13 protein-coding genes and 3 pseudogenes are annotated in these 23,627 nt (G+C 49.6%); 3 read left to right on the plus strand and 13 right to left on the minus strand.

Features of this window, described 5'->3' with window-relative positions; genetic code table 11:
• Positions 1 to 42: 42 nt before the first annotated feature.
• The 3 genes from ffh to DWX76_RS01605 form a co-directional block, all read right to left on the minus strand.
• Entirely contained in the window at positions 43 to 1,410 is a 1,368-nt protein-coding gene (gene ffh / locus DWX76_RS01595) for a signal recognition particle protein (RefSeq protein WP_118293513.1), read from the minus strand.
• Positions 1,411 to 1,425: 15 nt separating this feature from the next.
• Positions 1,426 to 1,767: a YlxM family DNA-binding protein gene (gene ylxM / locus DWX76_RS01600; RefSeq protein WP_106999921.1), complete on the minus strand. Its 342-nt coding sequence runs from the start codon at positions 1,765 to 1,767 to the stop codon at positions 1,426 to 1,428.
• Positions 1,768 to 1,888: 121 nt separating this feature from the next.
• A complete protein-coding gene (locus tag DWX76_RS01605) occupies positions 1,889 to 3,253 on the minus strand; it encodes an MATE family efflux transporter (RefSeq protein WP_118293567.1) in 1,365 nt (454 codons plus the stop codon).
• 218 nt (positions 3,254 to 3,471) lie between these two features.
• Here DWX76_RS01605 and DWX76_RS01610 point away from each other — a divergent pair, with 218 nt between their 5' ends.
• A complete protein-coding gene (locus tag DWX76_RS01610; protein ID WP_118293514.1) occupies positions 3,472 to 4,551 on the plus strand; it encodes a M24 family metallopeptidase in 1,080 nt (359 codons plus the stop codon).
• 170 nt (positions 4,552 to 4,721) lie between these two features.
• On the opposite strand, the gene gatB is transcribed toward DWX76_RS01610, so the two are convergent.
• The 4 genes from gatB to aspS form a co-directional block, all read right to left on the minus strand.
• The gene (gene gatB / locus DWX76_RS01615) at positions 4,722 to 6,158 is read right to left on the minus strand and encodes an Asp-tRNA(Asn)/Glu-tRNA(Gln) amidotransferase subunit GatB (RefSeq protein WP_118293515.1); all 1,437 of its coding nucleotides are present in this window, start codon (positions 6,156 to 6,158) and stop codon (positions 4,722 to 4,724) included.
• A gap of 1 nt (position 6,159) precedes the next feature.
• Entirely contained in the window at positions 6,160 to 7,635 is a 1,476-nt protein-coding gene (gene gatA / locus DWX76_RS01620) for an Asp-tRNA(Asn)/Glu-tRNA(Gln) amidotransferase subunit GatA (RefSeq protein ID WP_118293516.1), read from the minus strand.
• Positions 7,636 to 7,676: 41 nt separating this feature from the next.
• Complete coding sequence (gene gatC / locus DWX76_RS01625; RefSeq protein WP_106999925.1) at positions 7,677 to 7,970, minus strand: Asp-tRNA(Asn)/Glu-tRNA(Gln) amidotransferase subunit GatC; 294 nt, start codon at positions 7,968 to 7,970, stop codon at positions 7,677 to 7,679.
• 75 nt (positions 7,971 to 8,045) lie between these two features.
• Positions 8,046 to 9,377, minus strand: a complete 1,332-nt coding sequence (aspS, locus tag DWX76_RS01630) for an aspartate--tRNA(Asn) ligase (protein ID WP_118293517.1) — start codon at positions 9,375 to 9,377, stop codon at positions 8,046 to 8,048.
• Positions 9,378 to 10,286: 909 nt separating this feature from the next.
• Here aspS and DWX76_RS01635 point away from each other — a divergent pair.
• Together DWX76_RS01635 and purF are read left to right on the plus strand one after the other, a co-directional pair.
• The gene (locus DWX76_RS01635; protein ID WP_118293518.1) at positions 10,287 to 12,386 is read left to right on the plus strand and encodes a glutamine synthetase III; all 2,100 of its coding nucleotides are present in this window, start codon (positions 10,287 to 10,289) and stop codon (positions 12,384 to 12,386) included.
• A 174-nt stretch (positions 12,387 to 12,560) separates the two neighbouring features.
• A pseudogene (gene purF / locus DWX76_RS01640) lies at positions 12,561 to 13,984 on the plus strand (amidophosphoribosyltransferase).
• A gap of 244 nt (positions 13,985 to 14,228) precedes the next feature.
• Here purF and codY read toward each other — a convergent pair.
• The 6 genes and pseudogenes from codY to DWX76_RS01670 form a co-directional block, all read right to left on the minus strand.
• A pseudogene (gene codY, locus DWX76_RS01645) lies at positions 14,229 to 15,025 on the minus strand (GTP-sensing pleiotropic transcriptional regulator CodY).
• Positions 15,026 to 15,168: 143 nt separating this feature from the next.
• Entirely contained in the window at positions 15,169 to 17,238 is a 2,070-nt protein-coding gene (gene topA / locus DWX76_RS01650; protein ID WP_118293520.1) for a type I DNA topoisomerase, read from the minus strand.
• 9 nt (positions 17,239 to 17,247) lie between these two features.
• Positions 17,248 to 18,420, minus strand: coding sequence for a DNA-processing protein DprA (dprA, locus tag DWX76_RS01655; protein WP_243022423.1), 1,173 nt, complete (start codon positions 18,418 to 18,420; stop codon positions 17,248 to 17,250).
• 339 nt (positions 18,421 to 18,759) lie between these two features.
• Complete coding sequence (locus tag DWX76_RS01660; protein WP_118570005.1) at positions 18,760 to 20,403, minus strand: YifB family Mg chelatase-like AAA ATPase; 1,644 nt, start codon at positions 20,401 to 20,403, stop codon at positions 18,760 to 18,762.
• 427 nt (positions 20,404 to 20,830) lie between these two features.
• A pseudogene (locus tag DWX76_RS01665) lies at positions 20,831 to 23,142 on the minus strand (molybdopterin cofactor-binding domain-containing protein).
• Positions 23,139 to 23,615, minus strand: coding sequence for a (2Fe-2S)-binding protein (locus tag DWX76_RS01670; RefSeq protein WP_107000403.1), 477 nt, complete (start codon positions 23,613 to 23,615; stop codon positions 23,139 to 23,141). The pseudogene DWX76_RS01665 and the gene DWX76_RS01670 overlap by 4 nt, the downstream one beginning before the upstream one ends.
• Positions 23,616 to 23,627 lie beyond the last annotated feature (12 nt).

Here is a 23,627-nt window from a genome sequence, read left to right on the forward strand (position 1 = left end):
TATAAAATATAGCTAATGCACACTGCATCTACTAACACTTGTTTAAAACGGCAGCTTCATCTTGCCAAGCATACCGCCGAGTCCGCCAAGACCCTTGCGTTTTCCGCCGCCTGCCATGCCCGGAAGCTGTTTCATCAGCTTTTTCATATCTCCGAACTGTTTTACCAGGCGGTTGACTTCTGCGATATCCACGCCTGCGCCCTGTGCGATTCGTTTCTTGCGGGACGGATTCATCAGATCCGGGTTGCGCCGCTCTTCGGCTGTCATCGAGAGGATGATCGCCTCCACGCGTCCCATCGTCTTCTCATTCTCATCTAAATCCAGACCTTTAAGCTGTCCCATACCCGGCATCATGCTCATGATGCTCGCCATACCGCCCATTTTCTTGATCTGGTTCATCTGATCGAGGAAGTCGTTGTAATCAAATTCTGCCTTCTTAATCTTGCGACCGAGTTCTTTTGCCTTCTCCTCGTCGATCACAGCAGATGCTTTGTCGATGATGGAAAGGACATCGCCCATGCCTAAGATTCGGGAAGCCATACGGTCCGGGTAAAACTGTTCCAAATCGGAAAGCTTCTCACCCATACCGACATAGAGAATCGGTTTTCCGGTTACCGCCTTGATAGAAAGAGCCGCACCGCCTCGCGTATCGCCATCCATCTTTGTCAGAACTACACCATCAATGCCGATTTTGTCGTTAAACATGCTCGCTACATTGACTGCATCCTGACCAGTCATGGCATCTACAACGAGAAGTGTCTGATAAACATCCACATTCTCTTTGATCTCAACCAGCTCATCCATCATCGCTTCATCGATGTGGAGACGACCGGCTGTATCGATGATAACCACATTGTTGCCATTTTTCGCCGCGTGCTCAAGCGCTGCCTTTGCGATATTGACCGGTTTGTGGTTCGTTCCCATCGCAAATACGGGAACACCCTGTTTTTCACCATTTTTCTGCAGCTGTTCGATTGCCGCCGGTCGGTAGACATCACATGCTACCAGCAATGGATTTCTTCCCTTTGCCTTGAGCTTTCCGGCAATCTTTGCCGTCGTGGTCGTCTTACCAGCACCCTGGAGACCTGCCATCATGATGACGGTAATCTCATTGCCCGGTTTTAACGCAATCTCTGTCATTTCGGAGCCCATCAGCTTGACCAGCTCGTCGTTGACAATCTTTATTACCATCTGTCCTGGATTCAGACCATTTAAAACATCGGTTCCAATCGCCCGCTCCTGTACAGAATTGATAAACTGTTTTACTACCTTGAAGCTTACATCCGCTTCCAGAAGGGCCATCTTGACTTCTTTGAGTCCGGCTTTTACGTCGCTCTCGCTGAGTCGTCCCTTGCCTGTCAGGTTTTTAAACACATTCTGCAGTTTGTCTGCCAAGCTTTCAAATGCCATCAAAAACCTCCTGCATTATAAATCCAATATCTCGTTTGAGATTCGCCCGATTGCCTCAATCAGCGCCTGATTCTGTGTCTGGCTGAATTCTTCCGTCAACCGATGAATCTCAGTTACTTTTTCCTTGGTTTTCTGGAATTTGGCAATCAGTCCAAGCTTTTCCTCATAACCAAGAAGTGTACGGTCACAGCGCCGGATCAGATCATGCACACCCTGACGGGTAATGCCCTGTTCGTCTGCAATCTCGCTGAGGGACAGATCGTTAAATACCACATCCTTATATACACTTTGCTGATGCTTTGTCAGGAGTTCTCCGTAGAAATCATACAAAAGACCCTGTTCAACAATTTTTTCCATTCCTCATCACCTGTGTTATCATACACGATAATCTAATTGGTGTCAAGTATTTTTTCTTTACACCAATCAGATTATCAATCGAATTATTTTTTAATGACGTTCTGTTTATGTTTTTCAAATTCTATCCCCGCACCGGATGGCCATCTTCCTTCGGCATCTTCTTCGCCGCCCGCCAGAAGCAGATCATATGTGCCGTCGCAGTGACCGCCCAGGAGATTGGGTACGACAGATACAGGATCGCCAGCGACCGCTGCGCTGCAAATATGGTAAAGATCCAAATCACTCGCAGTCCGCAGGCGCCGGTCAGAGAGACAAGCGTCGGCAGGATCGAATACCCAAGTCCGCGGATGCTTCCGACCATCGTATCCATCACGCCGCACAGGAAATACGTCGTACAGATGATCGACATCCGGAGCAGTCCATAGAAAATAACGTCGGCGTCTTCTGAATATATCTGCAACAGCCACGGACCGCCGAGGTATGCTGCAAATCCAAGCACCAGTCCTACTGTCACAACGACGCCCTGGCAGGTGGCAAGAATCTTTTTGATCCGCGTGTATTTCTCTGCTCCGATATTCTGGCTCGTAAAGCTTAAATTGGTCTGGTACAGCGCATTCATCGAGGTATACACAAATCCCTCGATATTCTGCGATGCCGTGTTGCCTGCCATCGCGATCGAACCGAAGGAATTGACGGACGACTGAATCAGTACGTTGGAGATCGCAAAAATCGCCCCCTGAATACCAGCCGGAAGACCTACCTTTATAATAAGAAGAAGTTTCCTCCGGTTGACTCCCAGCTTGGAAAGCGACAGCTTCATCGCGCCATCTGAACGCATCAGGCAGCGGATAACCAGAAATGCGGAAATACACTGGGAAATCACGGTTGCCAGCGCGACACCCGCTACATCCATCTGGAGCTGGGTAACAAAGAATACGTTCAATGCCGCATTGATAACACCTGCCACGGTCAGGAAATACAGCGGGCGTTTCGTATCGCCGATCGCGCGCAGGATTGCACTTCCGAAATTGTACACCATCGTTGCCGGCATACCGGCAAAATAAATCCGCATGTAGATCGTCGATTTATCGATGACATCGTCCGGCGTCCCCATCAGTTCCAGCCAGAAACGTGAGGTAAACAAACCCAAAAAGACTAGAAACAGCCCGCTCATCAGGCTGACCGTGATCGCCGTATGGATTGTCTCGCTCATGTCGCGGTCATTCTTCGCGCCATAATAGCGTGCCACCAGGACGTTCGCACCGATCGACAGACCGATAAAGACGTTAATGAGAAGATTAATAAGGGAACTGGTCGAGCCGACTGCAGCCAGAGACTGGCTGCCTGCAAAACGCCCCACCACGATCACATCTGCCGCATTGAAAAGAAGCTGAAGCACACCGGAAAGCATCAGCGGAATGGAGTATGTAAGTACCTTTCCGAGAATCGGACCATTGCACATATCCATTTCATAGGATTTCGCCATGTTTTTCATCCTTTCGTATCTTAAAAATAAAAGTCCTTTCATTTTTCGAAGGCTGGTCAGTTGATACTATTCTACCCCCTTTCCATGCGCTTTTCAAGCGTTCTTTTAATCGTTGACTTTTTCCCGGCGCGTTTTATAATAAGGGTAGATAATTTACGGCGTAAACTGTCTGGCATCTTCACAGTTACAGCCACTTTACTTATAAGGAGGACATCATGATGAACACACAGCGACTTGAGAACGTTTTGAAGAAAATGGAAACAGAGGGACTCGAGCAGATGATTATTTCCGATCCTTATGCGATCTATTATCTGACGGGTCGTTTTATTGATCCGGGTGAACGTCTGCTGGCACTTTACATTAACCAGTCCGGCAAGAATAAGATCTTTATCAATAACCTCTTTACCGTTCCGGAAGATCTGGGCGTAGAGAAATTTCGCTTCTCGGATACAGACGATTACCTGACTCCTCTGTGCGACTGTGTTGAGGCAGGCAAACCGCTCGGTATTGATAAAACATTTGCTGCCCGTTTCCTGATTCCGGTCATCGATCATTCGGGCGCTTCCTCCTACAAGGTCAGCTCCATCTGCATCGATGAAGTCCGTGCGTGCAAGGATGACGAAGAACGTGAAAAAATGCGTGCGGTTTCCGCAATCAATGATAAGGCGATGGCACAGTTCCGAGGTCTGATCCATGAGGGCGTGACTGAGGAAGAGATCGCTTCCAAGATGTTAGATATTTATAAGAGTCTCGGTGCAGACGGATATTCCTTTGAACCACTGGTTGGCTTCGGTGCAAACTGTGCGCTTGGACACCACGGTCCGGACAACACGGTTCTGAAAGAGGGCGACACCGTCCTGTTTGATGTTGGATGCAGGAAGGATGGCTATTGTGCCGATATGACACGTACTTTCTTCTATAAAAAAGTACCGTCTGAGAAGCACCGCGCTATTTATGAGACCGTCCGCCGCGCAAATGCTGCCGCAGAAGCAATTCTGAAACCGGGCGTTCCGCTCTGCGAAGTCGATAAAGCTGCCCGCCAGATCATCGAGGATGCCGGATATGGTCCGAACTTTACCCATCGGCTGGGACATTTCATCGGTCTAGAAGTACATGAGTACGGCGATGTTTCTTCTGCGAACACCAAGGTCGCTGAGGTTGGCAATATCTTCTCCATCGAACCAGGTATTTATGTAGAAGGCGAAGTTGGCGTGAGAATCGAGGATCTGGTGCTGATTACTGAGGATGGATGCGAGATTCTAAACTCCTTCAGCAAGGAGCTGGATATTGTAGAGTAATCACATCGCATCATTTATAACACGATTATAAAAAAGAAACTGTTACAGATGGTATTTCTGGTAATTCCGATTACAAATCACGAATCATCCAGAAAGCCAACATCTGTAGACAGTTTCTTTTTAGTTTTCTTTAAAAGCTAATTATAATCTTCATTTATAAAAAGGCGTTTTTACGCGTTCAGCTTCTCCGTCATCATTTCATTCACTTTACCCGGATTTGCCTTGCCCTTCATCGCTTTCATCACCTGACCGACCAGGAAACCAAGTACCTTTGTCTTTCCGCTCCTGTACTCTTCCACCGTCTTCGGGTTTGCGGCGAGCACATCGGAAACTGCCTGTTCCAGGGCACTGTCGTCATTGACCATGCAAAGTCCGTGTGCATCGACATAGGCGGACGGATCGACATCTTGCTCAAAAATAGCTGTAAATACTTCTTTGGCCGTGTTGTTATTGATCGTTCCGGCATCGACCAGATCGATGAGCTGTGCCAGATGTATCGGGGAAAACCACAGGCTTTCAGCGTCCTCTCCTTTTTCCTTGAGCAGGCGGCTTGCCTCGCCGATCAGCCAGTTTGCCACCTTCTTCGGTTTCTGGCAGAGGGTGGTGGTCTTTTCAAACATATCCGCCATTTTCTTAGACTCAGTCAGGATGCGGCTGTCATATTCAGACAGACCATATTCGCTCTGGTAACGTGCCATTTTTTCTGGCTGCAATTCCGGCAGGGCGGCGCGGACAGATTCCAGCCACTCATCGCTGATGCAGACCGGCGGAAGATCCGGATCCGGGAAATAACGGTAATCTTTCGCATCCTCTTTGGAACGCATCGCATAGGAGTATTCCTTGTTGTCATCCCAGCGTCTCGTCTCCTGGATGACTTTCCTGCCCTCTTCCAGCAGCTCAATCTGGCGGGCGCGCTCGCCGTCGATCGCACGGGCAATCGCCTTGAAAGAGTTCAAGTTCTTCATCTCGGTTCTCGTACCAAATGTCTCACTTCCCACCTCACGGACCGATAAGTTGACATCGGCACGCATCGAACCTTCCTGTAACTTACAATCGGATGCGCCCAGATACTGTACCAGCAGGCGCAGGCGTTCGAGGTAGGCAATAACCTCATCAGCACTCCGCATATCCGGCTCAGAAACGATCTCGATCAACGGCACGCCGCTTCGGTTGTAATCAACCAGCGAGCAGTCTTCCCACTCGTCGTGGATCAGCTTTCCGGCATCTTCCTCCATGTGAATTTCATGAATACGAATTTTCTTTTCACCGGCAGGCGTATCGATCGGGATATAACCGTCGTGGCAGATCGGGAGATACAGCTGGGAAATCTGGTAGTTTTGCGGATTGTCCGGATAAAAATAGTTTTTCCGGTCAAATTTACAGAACTGGTTGATACCACAGTTTGCCGCCAGACCGACAGACATCGCGTATTCAACGACCTTCTTATTTAAAACCGGCAGAGAACCCGGCATACCGGTACAAACCGGGCAGGTATGAGTATTTGGTTTTGCTCCAAATTCGGTGGAGCAGCCGCAGAAAATCTTGGTTTTCGTCGCCAGCTCTACGTGTACCTCCAAGCCGATGACTGTCTCATATTCTTTCTTCATCTTATCTGCCCTCCTTGTCTGTCATAACCGGAAGCTTCCATGCACCTCTCGCCTTTTCGTATGCAGATGCCGCGCCAAATAGCTTTTTTTCCTGGAAGCAGTCTGCGATCATCTGAAGCCCGATCGGAAGTCCCTTCGAATCCAGCCCGCACGGAACTGAAATGCCCGGAAGACCTGCCAGGTTGACCGAAACAGTATAAATATCGCCCAGATACATCTTCATCGGATCGGAAAGGCTGTCGCCCAGCAGCGGTGCCGTGGACGGCGCTGCCGGTCCCAGAATGACATCGTATTTCTCAAACGCCTTGTCAAATGCCTGTTTAATCAATGCTTTTGTGCGGAGTGCTTTCAGATAATATGCATCGTAGTAGCCGGAACTCAAAACGAACGAACCGAGCATGATACGGCGTTTTACCTCTGGTCCAAAGCCCTCGGAACGGCTCTTTTTATACATTTCATGTAAATCTTCATATTCCGGTGTGCGGTAACCGTACTTCACACCGTCAAACCGGGACAGGTTGGAACTTGCCTCCGCCGATGCAATGACGTAATATGCTGGGATCGCATACTCAACCATGCCTAAATCAAAAAACTCCACTTCTGCCCCGCGTTCTTTTAACGCCTCAGCTGCCGCCAGAACAGCTTTTTTTACATCTTCATCGAGTCCTTCGCCCAGATAATCGGACGGGATTCCGATCTTCATCCCTTTTACCTCTCCGGTCAGGGCAGCGGTAAAATTGTACGCCTCCCGCTTGACAGAGGTGCTGTCCTTTTTATCATAGGAAGCGATCGTCTCCAGAATTGCCGCGCAGTCTGCGGTATCTTTCGCAATCGGTCCAATCTGATCCAGCGAGGAACCATAGGCGATCAGACCATACCTTGAAACCGTTCCATAGGTCGGTTTGATGCCGGTCACGCCGCAGAAGGAACTTGGCTGGCGGATGGAACCGCCCGTATCTGAACCAAGAGCAAAAAAGGTCTCTCCCGCTGCGACAGCCGCACACGAGCCACCGGAGGATCCGCCCGGTACATGTTCTGTATTCCACGGGTTTTTCGTCGGTCCAAACCAGGATGTCTCGGTCGTACTTCCCATCGCAAATTCATCCATATTTGTCTTGCCAAGCAGGATCGCACCGGCTTTTTTGAGGTTCAGCGCTGCCTCCGCTGAGTACGGAGGTACAAATCCCCTTAAAATTTTGGAACTGCACGTTGTCTCAATTCCCTCTGTACAAATATTATCCTTGATCGCCATCGGAACGCCCGCCAGCGGTCCGGTCAGGATGCCATCGTCAATCTGTTTCTGGATCTCATCCGCCTGTGCCAGTGCTGCCTCCTCGGTCAGCGTTACATAAGCATGAACTGTATCTTCATATTTATGAATCCGTTCCAGAGATGCCTGTACCGCCTCCCGGACGGAGATTCGTTTTTCTTTAATTTCTTTTCCCAGCTCCAGCGCTGTTAATTCTGAAATTCCCATCCTGATTTCCTCCATATTGCTACCTGTATCTCTACTTCTTTTTACTCCACTGTCCTCGGCACCTTGTACTGTTTTTCTTTCTGCTCCGGTGCATTCGAAAGCATCGCATCTGATTCATCTCCATTTTCCACGACATCTTCGCGGAACACATTGTGAATGTCAAAGACATGCGACATCGGTTCTACCTCCGAAGTATCAAGCTGATTCAGCATATCGATATACTCAAGCATCCGGCTCATGTCGCTTTTCGCTGCCTCTTTTTCCTCTGGGGAAAGGGAAAGCTTTGCTAAAATACCAACATAATCAATCATTTCATCGTCTATTTTCACTGCCATAAGTTCTGTTCCTTCCTATTATAATATGTGTTATGGACAAGCTCTTTGTTTCATAGGAAATTGCGTCCTGTCACGTTACGGTACCAGACGGCTCATATCTCTCGGGAAGAGCGAAACCTCACGGACATTCTCCTCTTCAAGCAGCTGCATCGTCATACGTTCCAGACCGATACCGAGTCCGCCGTGAGGCGGCATACCGTGTTTGAAGGTGCTTAAATACTGTTCCATTCCCTCGGTATCCATACCGCGTTTTTCAATCTTCTCCATCAACTCGGTGTAGCTGTGGATACGCTGTCCGCCGGTTGTGACTTCCAGTCCACGGAATAAAAGGTCAAAGCTGAGTGTTACTTTCGGATCTGTCGGGTCATCCATCGCGTAGAATGGACGCTTCTTGGATGGATAATGGGTGACAAACACGAAATCGGCACCGTACTCTTCTTTAAAGTAGCGTCCAATCAGGTGTTCTTCCTCCGGCTCCAGATCGTATGGGTTTTTGATCTGGGTTCCATATTTTTCGGAGGCAAGGCGTTTCGCCTCGGTAAAGGTCACTGCCGGAATCTTCTCTACTTCCGGAAGTTTGACTTTAAGGATTTCCAGCTCCGTGGAATATTCCTTCTTTAAAATTTCCACCATATGCTGAAGAAATCCGGTTTCCATCGCCATGATATCGGTAAAATCATCGATATATCCCATCTCAAAATCCAGTCCGGTATATTCGTTTAAATGACGTTTCGTGTTATGCTTCTCCGCACGGAACACCGGGCCAACCTCCATCACACGGTCAAACACGCCGACCATCATCTGTTTGTAAAACTGCGGACTCTGCGCTAACACCGCCGGGCGGTGAAAATAATCGAGTTTAAAGACGTTTGCTCCGCCCTCGGCTCCTTTTGCTCCGATCTTCGGGGAATGAATTTCCGTAAATCCTTCTCCATGCAGGTACTCCCGGAATGCCCGTGCGATTCCTTCCTGGATTCTGAAACGTGCGCGCTCCCGCAGGTTGCGGAGTGTCAGAGAACGCATATCCAGTTTGGCTTCCAGGGATGCGCTCATTTTCCATTTTGATACGGCAATCGGCATCGGTTCTTCCGGTTTCGATAGGATCCGAACACTCTTTAAACAAAGTTCCATGCCTCTCGGCGCCCGCTCTTCTTTTCGGAGAACACCGGAAACTTCTACGAATGTTTCTTCTCTTAATTCAGCAAAATCCGCGTCGGTCACACCTTTTTCATAGACAGTCTGCAGCACGCCGTCACGTTTCCGGAGAATCACAAATGCGATATCGCCCATGTTGCGGACACTCATGATCGCGCCGTTTACCTTTACTTCCCGTCCTTCCATACCGTCTGCAAACACGGTTGCCAGATCCAGCACTTCTTTTTCCTTTTTACCTGTCATAAATTCCATCGCTGTTTCCTCTCTTTCTCTGCTTTTTGATATGTCCGGGACGGGAATAATGAAAAAGAATGTGCCTTGGCACATTCTCGCGCCGAGCGCGGTCGCTTGCGACAAACTACATCTTCGCGCGAGTGCGCATCATTGGCACGTTAGTGCCTTTTTTGTAATAGGGGATTCCAAGGAATTTCCTATTACAAAAAAAGTCCCGGAATGACGTTCACTCACATCATTCCGGGACGGGATATTCCCGCGGTACCACCCGCATTTAAAAAGAAACGATTGTTTTTCTTTTTACTCTTTAGCTGCTTAACGCGCAGTCACGTGATGACCTACCTGCGGCGGCTGGCGGGGTGTCCAGTGTCGCTCTCAGTCATCCGGCTCCGGAGTGTTCCCTATTGTCCCGCTCCCTCCTGACACGGCTCTCAGCCGGTGGCCGCGTCTTTCTGTCGGATTCTTCGAAACAGAGTCTCCATCTTTGCCTTTTAAAAAAGTGGGCACGAATACCATGATTATCATGGCATCCTTGCCCACCCCGTTGGATTCAATTTTTTATGTTCAAACTATAAACTATTTTTCTGAGTTTGTAAAGAGGTTTTTTAATTTTTTTTCACGCAGTAATTCTATATGGAATATGTCAGCTTCGCTGACCAGTATCACGCGCCAAGTCTCACGGACGTTCGACTTAAATAGAAGAAATCTTGTACAATATCCTCCCTTGAAACATTTTTTCAAAATTCGTGTGCAAATTGTATTGACATTCAGAATTTTTCGTGTATACTACTACACATAAAAGCAAGGGCGCTTCGAGATGATCGAGGTGCCCTTTTCTTTATGTAAAATGTGTCAGAGCACATTCATCTTACGTGGATTTAATCATCACAAAATCGCAGACATAAAACCTGAAAGGAGACATGAGTTATGAAAAAAAACATCCCTGAACTGTATGGAAGTCTTGTATTCAACGACAAAGTCATGAAAAGCAAATTGCCGCGAGATGTTTATAAGGCACTCCGCAAAACGATTGAAAATGGCAGCCATCTGGATCTCGACATTGCAAATGCAGTCGCAGTTGCAATGAAGGAATGGGCCGTTGAAAATGGTGCAACTCACTTCACACACTGGTTCCAGCCGATGACCGGCATCACTGCTGAGAAGCACGACAGTTTCATCAACCCGGTTGGCAATGGCGAAGTTATCATGGATTTCTCCGGCAAAGAGCTGGTAAAGGGCGAACCGGATGCATCCAGTTTCCCATCCGGCGGACTTCGTGCCACCTTTGAGGCAAGAGGTTATACAGCCTGGGATCCAACCTCCCCGGCATTTATTAAAGACGATACACTCTGCATCCCGACCGCATTCTGTTCCTACAGCGGCGAAGCACTTGATACCAAAACCCCTCTTCTGCGTTCGATGGAAACCATCAACCGCGAGGCGCTGCGTGTCCTGAAACTCTTCGGAAATGAAGATGTGACCCGCGTTGTCTCCACCGTTGGTCCGGAACAGGAGTATTTCCTGGTTGATAAAGAACTGTTTAATAAGAGAAGCGATTTGAAGTTCTGCGGAAGAACTCTGTTTGGCGCACCAGCTCCGAAGGGTCAGGAAATGGATGACCACTATTTCGGCGCTCTCCGTCCGAGAGTTTCCGCTTTCATGAAAGAACTGGATGAAGAGCTCTGGAAGCTCGGGATTCCGGCAAAAACCAAACACAACGAGGTAGCTCCGGCGCAACATGAACTTGCCACCATCTACACGACTACCAATGTGGCAGTTGACAACAACCAGCTCACTATGGAAATCATGAAACGTGTGGCAGAGAAACATGGCCTTGTGTGCCTGCTCCATGAGAAACCATTTGAGGGCATCAACGGAAGCGGTAAACACAACAACTGGTCTTTATCGACCAACACCGGCGAAAACCTTCTTGATCCGGACCGTGATCCGGCAAAGAACTTACAGTTTCTTCTCTTCCTGTTCGCAACGATCAAGGCAGTCGATGTCTACGGCGATCTGCTCCGCGTATCAGTTGCAACTGCTGGAAATGACCACCGTCTGGGCGGTAACGAGGCACCGCCAGCTATCGTGTCTATGTTTATCGGAGATGATCTGGAAGCAGTTCTCGATATTGTGGAAAAAGATCTTGAGTCTGAGGCAAAAGAAGTCCAGACCATGAAGCCGGGCGCAAAGGTTCTGCCGCACTTTATCAAAGATACAACCGATCGCAACCGTACTTCTCCGTTTGCCTTTACCGGCAATAAATTCGAGTTCCGTATGCCAGGTTCCGCTCTCTCTGTATCGGAACCGAACATTGTCATCAATACAGCCGTAGCTGAAGTTTTAGGCGAATTTGCAGACCGTCTGGAAGGTCTTTCAGGCAAGGCTCTGGAGGCAGAAATCCATCTGCTCTTAAAGGAAGTGCTGCGTGATCACCGCCGCATCGTATTCAACGGCAACGGTTACACCAGCGAATGGGTAGAGGAAGCTCACAAACGCGGACTCTTCGACCTGCCGAGCTGCGCAGAGGCATTTCCGCGCCTGATTGCTGAGAAAAACGTAGAACTGTTCCTGAAACACGGCATCTACACCAAGGAGGAACTCTTCTCCCGCTACGAAATCAAGGAAGAGAACTACATCAAGACCATCAACATCGAGGCAAAGACGATGCTTTCGATGATGAAGAAGATCTTCCTGCCGTCCGTCCTCTCCTACTGCAAGGAGCTGGCTGAAACCGCCGCAAAGACAAAGGCAATCCTGCCGGACGCACCGATCAGCGCCGAGAGCAAACTGCTTGAGAAGCTGTCCGGTCTCTACACCGAGATTTCCGAGAAAACCGAAGCACTGGCAGAGGCTGAAAAAGCGGCAGAATCCATGGAAGATAATATCGAGAAGGTTACATATTTCCACTATACGATTCTTGCCAAGATGGATGACTTGAGAAGCAGCGTTGATACCGCAGAAGCCCTGATTCCGGATTCCTTCCTGCCGTATCCGACTTACGATGAACTTCTGTTCTCCGTATAATCTGACATGTCAATATTATGACTTGATTGAAAAATCGAGAAAAATGTGTTATGATTTGGCTGCAAAATATTGGTATATTGTCTTTTATACTGATATTTTGCAGTCAATTTTGGGTTCTTATCCCTGTTATTTTCTTATCATTCAGGTATCTTGAATACAAAGGAGGTTTATATCATGAGGGAGTCACTCACATACGAAACCGGACTTCGTGAGGAATGCGGCGTATTTGGAATGTTTGACCTGGAGGGCGGCGATGTTGCCAGAGATATGTACTACGGACTCAGCGCACTCCAGCACCGCGGTCAGGAGTCATGCGGCATCGCAGTCTGTGACACGAACGGTCCAAAGGGCGTTGTCAACTGCTACAAAGGGCTGGGACTTGTCAATGAGGTATTTCATGAGGAGACGTTAAAACGCCTCGGCGGCAATCTGGGAGTTGGTCATGTCCGCTACTCCACAACTGGTTCTTCTACCATCGAAAACACACAGCCACTGGTACTTAAGTATTTTAAGGGAACACTCTGTCTGGCGCACAACGGAAACCTGGTAAATGCATTTGAGATGCGCCGCCAGCTTGAAGAAACCGGCGCAATCTTCCAGACGACGATGGATTCAGAGGTAATCGCGTTCCACATCGCCAGAGAACGTCTGGCTGCCCCGACCGCTGAAGAGGCAATCAAACGGACCGCGGCAAAAACACGTGGCGCTTATGCCTGATTATCTCCAGCCCGCGCAAGCTGATCGGTGTTCGTGACCCATTTGGTCTGCGTCCTCTCTGCCTCGGCAAAAAGGGAAATGTCTGGATCATGGCATCGGAAAGCTGTGCCATCACCTCGGTCGGCGGCGAATTTATCCGTGATATCGAACCGGGTGAGATCGTGACCATCACCCGCGACGGCGTTTTTTCTGATAAAAGCCTGCAGCAGGAAAAACGGGCGCACTGCGTTTTCGAATACATCTATTTTGCCCGCCTCGACAGCCACATCGATGATGTGAGCGTCTATGAGGCTAGGCTGCGCGGCGGCGCTGCTCTCGCACGTTCCTTCCCTGCCGATGCCGACCTCGTCGCCGGTGTACCGGATTCCGGTCTGACCGCCGCGATGGGATATGCGAAGGCATCCGGCATTCCATATGAGATTATTTTCCATAAAAACAGCTATGTCGGCAGAACTTTCATCAAACCGACCCAGGAAGAACGCGAAAATAGCGTCCGGATCAAGCTTAATATTCTGGAACCGGCTGTCAGGGGAAAACGCATTGTCCTCGTCGATGACTCCATCGTGCGCGGTACGACGATGAAAAACCTGATCCGCATGCTCAAAAAAGCCGGGGCGAAGGAGGTTCATGTGCGCGTCAGCTCCCCGCCATTCCTCTTCCCCTGCTATTTCGGCACCGATGTCCCCTCCAATAAACAGCTCATCGCCAGCAGTCATTCCGTCGAAGAAATCTGCCGGGAGATCGGTGCGGATTCGCTTGGATATATGCCGGTTGAAGATCTCGAGGAGATGGCAGGCGGACTGCCGCTCTGTACGGCATGCTTCACCGGAAACTATCCGATGGATGTGCCGGATGGGGAGATTAAGGATGCATTAGAATAAATATTGTGCAAATAAAAAAGAATGTGCCTTGGCACATTCTCGCGCCGAGCGCGGTCGCTTGCGACATGTTTCTGCTTCGCGCGAGTGCGCATCATTGGCACGTTAGTGCCTTTTTATGTAATAGGGAATTCCAAGGAATTTCCTATTACATAAAAAAGGGCTCTCACCGAGTCCTTTTTTATCCCTCACACTTTTTCACGTTTTGTCAAAACTTTTGTTTTTGTTTAAAATGTCTTATATGTTTTTATACATTGGATGACGGACGGTTGTTCTGCGCTTTTAACGCTTTCAACTCGTCAAATACAACATCGTTCAGAACCTTAATGTAGGTTCCTTCATACCGGACGAACGGGACTCTATAACGCCTGCACTCTCAAACTTGCGGAGTGCATTGACGATAACGGAACGGGTAATGCCGACTCTGTCTGCAATCTTGCTGGCTACCAGAATGCCCTCGTTGCCTTCCAGCTCATCGAAGATGTGGGTAATTGCTTCCAGTTCGGAGAAGGACAGGGTGCTGATCGCTGATTTAACGATCTGGATCTTTCTTGTCTCCTCTGCATTCTCCTCGTTGACAGAACGCATCATCTCAAGTCCGACAACAGTGGTTCCGTACTCACTCAGGATGATATCGTCGATGTCGTACTGTGCATCTGATTTGTAGATGAACAGAGTACCCAGTCTCTCACCGGATATATCAATAGGCGTGATGATCGCCTGATACTTCTTCACGTTCTCCTCGGCGAATCCCAATGTGGCAAGGTTGACATTTTCCTTCGTTGACAAAACGCTTAAAAGGCGTTCATTCAACATACGGTCAACAAAACCGCCGACCTGATCCTTGATCAACTCTTCGATCTCATCCACACCCTCATGAATCGCAACTCCGAGTACTTTACCTTTCTTGCTGATTACGAGAATATTGGATTCCAGTATGTCACTGAGGACTTCACAAATGTCATTGAACACAACCTTATGAGAATGGTTGTTGTGCAATAACTTATTAATTTTTCTAGTTTTGTCCAGTAATTGAACGCTCATTTTACCAGTTACCTCCTTTGCCTTTATCGTAAATTAGAATTCGATCCTAACCTGTAAGAATTGTAACACGATTTTCGTATAATAGCAAGAGTTTTTCTGTATTTTTCATTTTTTTTAATAATTAATATCTATTTCAAGAGTTTTTATGAGTTTTTTACAAAACCGCAGGCTTCGTTAGAACAAAGAAGCTTATTTCCCTTTTCGAGCATAATATGTCCACATTTCGGACACATTTCTTTTGACGGTTTCTGCCAGGTCATAAAATCGCAGTCCGGGTTATTTTCGCAGCCGTAATATCTTCTGCCCTTTTTCGATTTACGGATGACAATCTCACCACCGCATTTCGGGCACTTCACGCCGATCTTTTCCAGGTACGGCTTCGTGTTTTTACAGTCTGGGAATCCCGGGCAGGCAAGGAATTTGCCGTGCGGGCCATACTTAATTACCATGTTGCGCCCGCACTGGTCACAGATCACATCCGTCACCTCGTCAGCAATCTTGACGCTCTCAAGCGTCTTCTCCGCTTCTTTAACCGCCTTGTCAAGATCCGGATAAAAGTTTTCGATAACAGTCTTCCAGCCGATCGTGCCGTCCCCGATGCTGTCGAGCAGGTACTCCATATTTGCCGTAAACTGCAAATCGACGATGGATGGGAACGCCTTCTTCATCATCCGGTTGACTACCTCGCCAAGCTCTGTCACATAGAGGTTCTTATTTTCCTTCGCTACATAGCGGCGCGCGATGATTGTCGTGATGGTCGGTGCATAGGTACTTGGCCGTCCGATGCCCTGCTCTTCCAGCGCCTTGACGAGCGACGCCTCTGTATAATGTGCCGGTGGCTGTGTAAAATGCTGTGCCGGTTCTAACTGGTTTAAATCCAGCTTCATGCCTGCTTCCAGCGACTCGTTCAGAACGCCGTCGGTCTCCTTATCCTCGTCCTGTGAATAGACGGACATGAAGCCGTCAAATTTGATTTTGGACGCCGACAGGGTGAAAAGCTCCTCTCCGGCTGCTACCTTGACGGAGGTTGTCTCGTAAACCGCCGGGCGCATCCGGCTCGCCGTGAAGCGCTTCCAGATAAGCTGGTACAGACGGAACTGGTCTCTGGAAAGCTGTTCTTTTACCTGTACCGGCGTCAGTGTAATGTCGGTCGGACGGATCGCCTCGTGTGCGTCCTGGATCTTGGCGTCTGATTTTGCCGCCGCCGGCGCCTCGGACACGTAACTTGCCCCAAACTGGTCGCCGATATAACTTCTCGCCGCCTCATCTGCCTCTGCCGCGATGCGGGTGGAATCGGTACGCAGGTAGGTGATCAGACCGATTGTGCCGCGTCCCTTGATATCCACGCCCTCATAGAGCTGCTGGGCAAGGCGCATCGTCTTCTGCGTTGAGAAATTCAGCGTCTTGGATGCCTCCTGCTGCAGCGTACTGGTCGTAAACGGAATCGGCGCCTTCTTCACGCGCTCGCCCAGCTTCACATCGCGCACTTCGTACTCACAGCCCTCCAGACGCTTCATAAGCGCCTCCACTTCCTCTTTGCTGTGAATTGCCTTCCTGCCCTCCTTATCGCCGTAATAATGGGCGGTCAGCTTCTTTCTGGAGCCATGTACGTGGAGCTGTGCATCCAGCGTCCAGTATTCTTCCGGTATAAACGCATTAATCTCTTCCTCACGGTCGCAGATCATACGCAACGCGACCGACTGCACACGACCGGCGCTGAGTCCTCTCTTGACCTTCGCCCAGAGAAGCGGGCTGATGAGGTAACCCACCATACGGTCGAGCATACGTCTCGCCTGCTGTGCATCCACCAGATTTTCATCGATGGCACGCGGCTCTTTTAAAGATGCCTTGACGGCGTTTTTTGTAATCTCATTGAAACTGATACGGTAAACCTTTTTATCTTTCTGTTCATCCAGCTTTAATGCTTTCATCAGGTGCCAGGAGATCGCCTCTCCCTCGCGGTCCGGGTCAGTTGCGAGATAAATCTTATCTGCTTTTTTAACCTCTTTCCGCAGACGCGCCAACACATCGCCCTTTCCCCGGATGGTGATATACTTCGGCTCATATCCATGCTCTACGTCCACTCCCAGCGTACTCTTAGGGAGGTCGCGCACATGACCGCCGGAGGCGTCCACCTCATAGTTGGAACCCAAAAATTTTTTAATTGTCTTGACTTTCGCCGGAGACTCTACAATAACCAGATTTTTTGCCATAACAGACCTCTATACAATCTTCCTAACGTAATATTGATTCATTGGCTGCAGGATCAATCCCTGCATTTCCAGATTCAAAAGCGCAGTCATGCATTCCCCTGCTGTCACCCCACAGCTTTTCATGACCGCTTCCAGATGTTTCGGTTGTGAATCTAGGCAACTATACACCATTTTTTCCGACTTGGCAAGTGCATTTACTGATTTTATTGTTTTTTTACAAGAATTTTTACATTTTATATGGAAGAAATCCAACACATCCTCCGGTTTCGTCACGATCCCCGCTCCCTGTGCAATCAGCCGGTTGCAGCCCTCACTGAGCGGATCGATGCGCCGTCCCGGCAGCGCAAATACCTCTTTTCCCTGCTCCAGCGCCAGATCCGCCGTAATCAGGGAGCCGCTTCTTTTTCGTGCTTCCACGACCAGCACCAGGTCGGAAAGTCCGCTGATGATCCGGTTCCGGATTGGAAAATGGGATGCCGTCGGCGGTACACCCGGTCCATATTCTGACAATATGCCGCCTTGTTCACGGATGCGCGCATGCAGCCGGATGCCGGATGGAGGATAACAGGTGTCAATCCCACAGCCCATCACGGCATACGTCAGTCCACCGCCATCCATCGCGCCCTTATGCCCCGCCTGATCGCTCCCCAGCGCCATGCCGCTCACTACCTGCACGCCATTTTCTGCCAGAATCCGACCGAAATACTCTGCCTCCTGTCGTCCATACGGCGTACAGCTGCGCGCCCCGATGACTGCCGCGGATGGTTTCGCATCTTCTGGAAGCATTCCACGCACAAACAGCCACATCGGTTTATCATAGATATGCATCAGGCGCTTCGGATATGCCGCCTCACCGCACAGAATGAAACGTACCCCCTGTTCCTCCAGCCTATCGTATTCTTCCACGCGCTGTTTGAAGAGCAGAACCGCTTCCTCCAGCCCCTTTTTCACAGCTTTTCCGAGAAAGGAACATATAAACGGATCCAGTTTCTTCCTATTATATAAAACCCGCTCATAGATTCCCTCAAAACTGCCGCACGATTCATATAATTTAGCCGCCGTCACCGCGCCGATTCCATCCACTCTCGATAACCAGTAGGCATGGATGCGCTCACGGTCGGAATACTGCATATTTTCTGTCAGAAGCACTTTTTTTATGCAGCGGTTCCTGTGTTTTTCCATATAGTTCCTGCATAGAAAGCTGAGTATTCTGTACATTGCTCTCTTCTTTTCCTATTTCCATATCTTTCCCCCTATATATGTCAGATCGGCTGCCTTTTACCTTCAAGAATGCCGAGGCATTCTTGCTGCGAGATGCGCGTCATGCAAAGCATGACATACTTCTTTTGCGCATCTTAAGCAATCCTGCCGGAGGCTATATCAGATGGGGGATTGGCTCCCACCACTGATACTAATTTGCTTCTCGCCACCTGAAGAGGTGGGAGTCATCTCACATCTGGTATAACAATTACAACCCTTGTTAAACTTTTTATTCTTTCAATCTTTTAGACATGCTTCTTTTCAGAGGCTCCCCCAATATTTTTTTTCAAAACTCCGGAATCCAATCGCCTCCGCCAACTGCGCCCGCCCGATCTCCGCCTGTCCATCCAGATCTGCAAGTGTGCGCGCTACTTTTAAAATCTTTCCGTGTCCCCTGGCACTGATTCCCTGCTGCCGTTCGACCTTTTCCAGAAATACCGCATCTTCCCCGGATAGACGGCAATACTCTTCGATCTGGCGGCGGGTCATCTGGCTGTTGTAGGAGATAGATTCGTCTGCAAACCTCTTTTCCTGTCGAGCGCGCGCCTCCATGACGCGGGCGCGCATGACAGCGGAGGAATCCCTCTGCTCTGTCTGTGGAAAACTCCCCTCATCTATACTCTTCTCTGCAGCCATCATCCCCAAATCCTGCCGCGGTACTTCCACCCCAATATCGATCCGATCTAAAAATGGTCCCGAAACGCGGTTCAAATACCGGCGGATCTGGGTTGGAGTACAACGGCATTTTCCCAAATCTGGGAAAAAACCGCATTTGCAGGGATTCATCGCCGCCGCAATCATCGTTTTTGCCGGAAATACAACCGTCTGGTTGAGACGGGAAACCGTGATGCTTCCTTCCTCCATCGGCTGACGCAGCAGATCCAAAATTTTCGGCTGAAACTCCGTTAACTCATCTAAAAAGAGGGTTCCATAACTAGCGAGTGAGATCTCCCCGGGCTTCGGATTTCGTCCTCCGCCCGCCATCGCCTGGGCGGTCGTGCTGTGATGCGGGCTGCGGAACGGACGCTGCAAAACCAGCGGTGTGTCTGGCTTCAGGAGACCGCAGATACTGTATATCTTCGAAACTTCAATGCTTTCCTCCAGCGTAAGCGGCGGCAAAATTGTCGGAATACGCCGAGCTGCCATCGTTTTTCCCGTTCCAGCCGGTCCGATATAGAGAATGTTGTGACGCCCCGCTGCTGCCGCCTCGGTTGCCTGCCGCACCAGCGGAAGTCCGACGATCTCATCAAAATCGACGTCAAATTCTTCCTGTCCCGCCTGAAACAGATCTGGTGTGAACCATTGTCCGTGAATCTGTTCCGGATGCTGCAGGCAAGCCGTCAGCGCTTTCACATCCCGGACTCCGACGATCTCGATTCCATCCACAGCCCGTCCCTCCTGTACATTCTCTTCGGATAGAAAAACCCGTTTCATTCCGCAGCGGCGCGCTTCATAGACCATCGAAAGAACACCGGTCAACGGCTTGATGCTGCCGTCCAAACCCAGTTCACCGATAAACGCCCATTGGTCCCAATCCGGTGCAGAATTATTCTCCTCATCTTCCATCCCATCCATTTCCGGGCAGGTTTCATCCGTCTTTCTTATTTTTGCCTTTTCACCCTGTTCCCACAAGCACCTCAAAATTCCTGCCGCGATCGCCAGATCACACCCCGTTCCCTCTTTCCGCACCCCGGCTGGCGATAAATTGACCGTGATCCGCTTCGGCGGCAAGCAAACCCCCGCATTCCGAAGTGCGGTCCGAACGCGCTCCTGCGCCTCCCGCACCTCCTCCGCCAGGTAGCCCACCATAACAAAACTCGGCAATCCGTCGCTCACATCAACTTCCACCGTGATCCGGTAGCCATCGATGCCGCGGGTGCTGAAACTGTTTATTTTACTGAACATATATTTCCCCCTATTATTGATTTTTTACCTTGCCTTGTATTTTTCATATCATACAGGCTTAAAATTTGGATACTTTTAATGATATTTTGAATCTTTAGAATTAAAAATATATTATAACAATCTTATCTTCTCTGAAATTGATATCACCCAAAAGAGGTGGGGTCTTCTCAACTGAGATAAAAGAGATTCTACTTGAATTTGATTTGAAATTAAAATAAATAGATTTGAATCATGAAATCAGATTTACCAGACCTAAAATAGATATTCACTCTTTCATTATATATAGACCTGCGGCAGAATGCAAGCCAAAACAGCTTAGAACTATGACACTAATTAATTGACATTGTGCGCACACAAAAACAAAAAGCTGCCGCAAAATGCTAACATATAACATTCTGCTGCAGCTTTTTGTTTTTAATCTATCTCTTTAAATAAAATCTTCTCCCAGCTTCTCTGCCGCCGCGCGTGCAATCTGCTCCGGCGTGATCGGAAGCTCATAGAATCGTTTTCCGACTGCATTGTACACCGCATCAGCAATCGCCGGAAGCGGCGTGTTGATAACAATCTCGCCGATCGACTTTGCTCCGAACGGACCAGATGGCTCATAACTGCTCTCAAACTCAACGTTTAAATGTCCATAGTCAATCCGGGTCGGAATCTTATACTGCATCAGGGAATTTTCACGCACACCACCCTGTGCATTACGGGTAATATTTTCCGTCAGCGCCATGCCGATTCCCTGCATCAGACCGCCCTCAACCTGCAGGCGGGACAGATTCGGATTGATCGGTGTACCGCAGTCTACCGCTGCCGCATAATTAATAACGCTGGTTTCGCCTGTCTCCATATCAATCTCAAGCTCAACCGCACCTGCCATAAACGGAGGCGGGGAAATGTGGGCGGTTCTCGACTCGGTTACCTCCAGCGGAATTTCATGCCCGTACATGGACGCCGTTGCGATATCAGCCAGAGCGATCTTCTTCGTCTCATCCCCGGCTTTTTCGGTTGTGAATACCTCTTTTCCGTCAAATTCCACTGCATCCGCCGGGACGCCCAGAAGCTCTGCACCCAGTTTACAGATCTGCTCGCGCAGGCGCAGCGCACACCGTTCGGTCGCTTTTCCGGTCAGATAAGTCGTACTCGATGCATAAGAACCTGAGTCATACGGGGATGAATCCGTGTCCGCGCCCAGCACCGTGATTGCGTCAATTGGGCATTCCAGCACTTCCGCCGCAATCTGCGCCAGAATCGTGTCACAGCCGGTTCCCATATCTGCCGCTCCGAGCGACAATGTATAGAACCCTTCGTCGTTGACTTTGAGACGGCACTTCCGACATCCATCGCCGTGATTGCCGATCCCTGCATCGCCATACCCATGCCGACGCTGCGGACCTTGCCATTGCCCATGTCACGCACCGGATATTTGTCTTCCCAGCCGATCATCTCACGCACTTTTTTTACACAACGGTCGAGTGCGCAGCTTGTATTAACCTGATTATAATATGCTGGCATCAGATCGCCCTCTTTAACCATGTTTTTCAGGCGGATCTCAAAGCGGTCCATCTGAATCTGGTCTGCCAGCTCATTGACCGCCGACTCGATCGCGAAAAGTCCCTGTGTCGCACCATAGCCACGGTACGCGCCTGCCGACATGATATTCGTATAGACAACATCGCTGATAAAGCGGAATGCTTCAACACTTCCATACAACGGGATCGATTTGTGTCCTGACAGTCCAACGGTTGTCGGTCCATGCTCGCCGTAAGCACCGGTATTGGACAATGTGTAAAGATCGATGCCGCGGATCGTGCCGTCCTTCATCGCGCCCAGACGTACATGCATCTCCATCTCATGGCGCGGCGAAGACGCCGTCTGTGTCTCCATCCGGCTATAAATCAGCTTCGACGGTTTTTTCGTCATCCAGGTAACGAATGCCGGATACACTTCACAGACCGCCGTCTGCTTCGCACCAAAACCCCCGCCGATTCTCGGCTTGCTCACGCGCACCATCGACTTCGGGATATGAAGCGCATTTGCCACGATTCTGCGACAGTGGAACACGATCTGCGTGGAACTTAAAATATTTAATCTTCCGTAGGTATCGATCGAACAATAGGTACGGAATGTCTCCATCATCGTCTGCTGGCACGGCTTTGTGTGGTATACATGGTCAATCACGATGTCGCAGTCCTTTAAAACCGCCTCGACATCCCCGTTGCCGCACTCATCGTGCGCGCAGAGGTTGCGCTTGTTGTCTGCGCCGACCGGAGCAAGACTCTCCCAGTTGTCCTCTGGGTGAACCAGGATCGGGTTGTCCTTTGACGTATGGAAATCCAGAACCGGCTCTAAGACTTCGTACTGTACCTTGATCAGGCGGAGTGCTTTATCGACACATTTTTCATCTTTTCCTGCTACAATCGCCACAATATCGCCCTGAAAACGGACATGGCGGTCGATCAGGAGACGGTCATACGGGCTCGCCTCCGGGTATGTCTGCCCCGCCTGTGTGTAGCGCTTTGCATCCTGCGGCACATCCTCCCAGGTATAAATTGCCTCGATGCCCGGAACTTTCATTGCGATCGCGGTGTTGATCGTTTTTACCATCGCATTCGCATACGGGGAACGCAGAAGTTTGACGATCAGGCAGTCCTGCGGCGCCAGATCATCCACGTAAACCGGCTGTCCGGTTACCAGCTGCATCGCATCTTTTTTTCGTACAGAAGTATTGACTACTCTCATTCTGCCGCCTCCTTCTGTTTTTCTCTCTTCCAGTCTAAAAATGCCAGAATGCCGCGAAGCTGTCCTTCATAACCGGAACAGCGGCACAGGTTTCCTGCCAGATATTCGCGGATTTCATCCTCCTCCGGGAACTCTTTTTCCCGGAACAGCGCCAGCGCATTCATGATAAAGCCCGGATTACAGAAGCCGCACTGTTCGGCTCCCTGATCGGCAATGAATGCGCCAAATTCTTTTGCCTCCTCCTGGAGTCCTTCCAGCGTCGTCACGCTGTGACCGTCCGCCCGCGCCGCCAGCACGGAACAGGAAAGCACTGGTTTTTCATCCAGAAATACGGTACAGAGTCCGCAGTTTGCCGTCTCGCAGCCGCGCTTGACACTGTAACAGCCCTGACTGCGTACCAGATCAATCAGAAGCGTATCCGGCTCAATCTCCGGAGAAATCTTCGTTCCATTTAGAGTAATCGTTATCTGCATCATATGTGAATC

Origin of the sequence: Clostridium sp. AF21-20LB, from assembly GCF_003478795.1 — a bacterium.
GTDB classification, from domain to species: domain Bacteria; phylum Bacillota; class Clostridia; order Lachnospirales; family Lachnospiraceae; genus Otoolea; species Otoolea fessa.

Excerpts from the sequence above, each read along its gene's own strand:
- ffh (WP_118293513.1), bottom strand. The coding sequence starts at position 1,410 with ATGGCATTTGAAAGCTTGGCAGACAAACTGCAGAATGTGTTTAAAAAC.
- ylxM (WP_106999921.1), bottom strand. The coding sequence starts at position 1,767 with ATGGAAAAAATTGTTGAACAGGGTCTTTTGTATGATTTCTACGGAGAA.
- DWX76_RS01605 (WP_118293567.1), bottom strand. The coding sequence starts at position 3,253 with ATGGCGAAATCCTATGAAATGGATATGTGCAATGGTCCGATTCTCGGA.
- DWX76_RS01610 (WP_118293514.1), top strand. The coding sequence starts at position 3,472 with ATGAACACACAGCGACTTGAGAACGTTTTGAAGAAAATGGAAACAGAG.
- gatB (WP_118293515.1), bottom strand. The coding sequence starts at position 6,158 with ATGAAGAAAGAATATGAGACAGTCATCGGCTTGGAGGTACACGTAGAG.
- gatA (WP_118293516.1), bottom strand. The coding sequence starts at position 7,635 with ATGGGAATTTCAGAATTAACAGCGCTGGAGCTGGGAAAAGAAATTAAA.
- gatC (WP_106999925.1), bottom strand. The coding sequence starts at position 7,970 with ATGGCAGTGAAAATAGACGATGAAATGATTGATTATGTTGGTATTTTA.
- aspS (WP_118293517.1), bottom strand. The coding sequence starts at position 9,377 with ATGGAATTTATGACAGGTAAAAAGGAAAAAGAAGTGCTGGATCTGGCA.
- DWX76_RS01635 (WP_118293518.1), top strand. The coding sequence starts at position 10,287 with ATGAAAAAAAACATCCCTGAACTGTATGGAAGTCTTGTATTCAACGAC.
- topA (WP_118293520.1), bottom strand. The coding sequence starts at position 17,238 with ATGGCAAAAAATCTGGTTATTGTAGAGTCTCCGGCGAAAGTCAAGACA.
- dprA (WP_243022423.1), bottom strand. The coding sequence starts at position 18,420 with ATGGAAAAACACAGGAACCGCTGCATAAAAAAAGTGCTTCTGACAGAA.
- DWX76_RS01660 (WP_118570005.1), bottom strand. The coding sequence starts at position 20,403 with ATGTTCAGTAAAATAAACAGTTTCAGCACCCGCGGCATCGATGGCTAC.
- DWX76_RS01670 (WP_107000403.1), bottom strand. The coding sequence starts at position 23,615 with ATGCAGATAACGATTACTCTAAATGGAACGAAGATTTCTCCGGAGATT.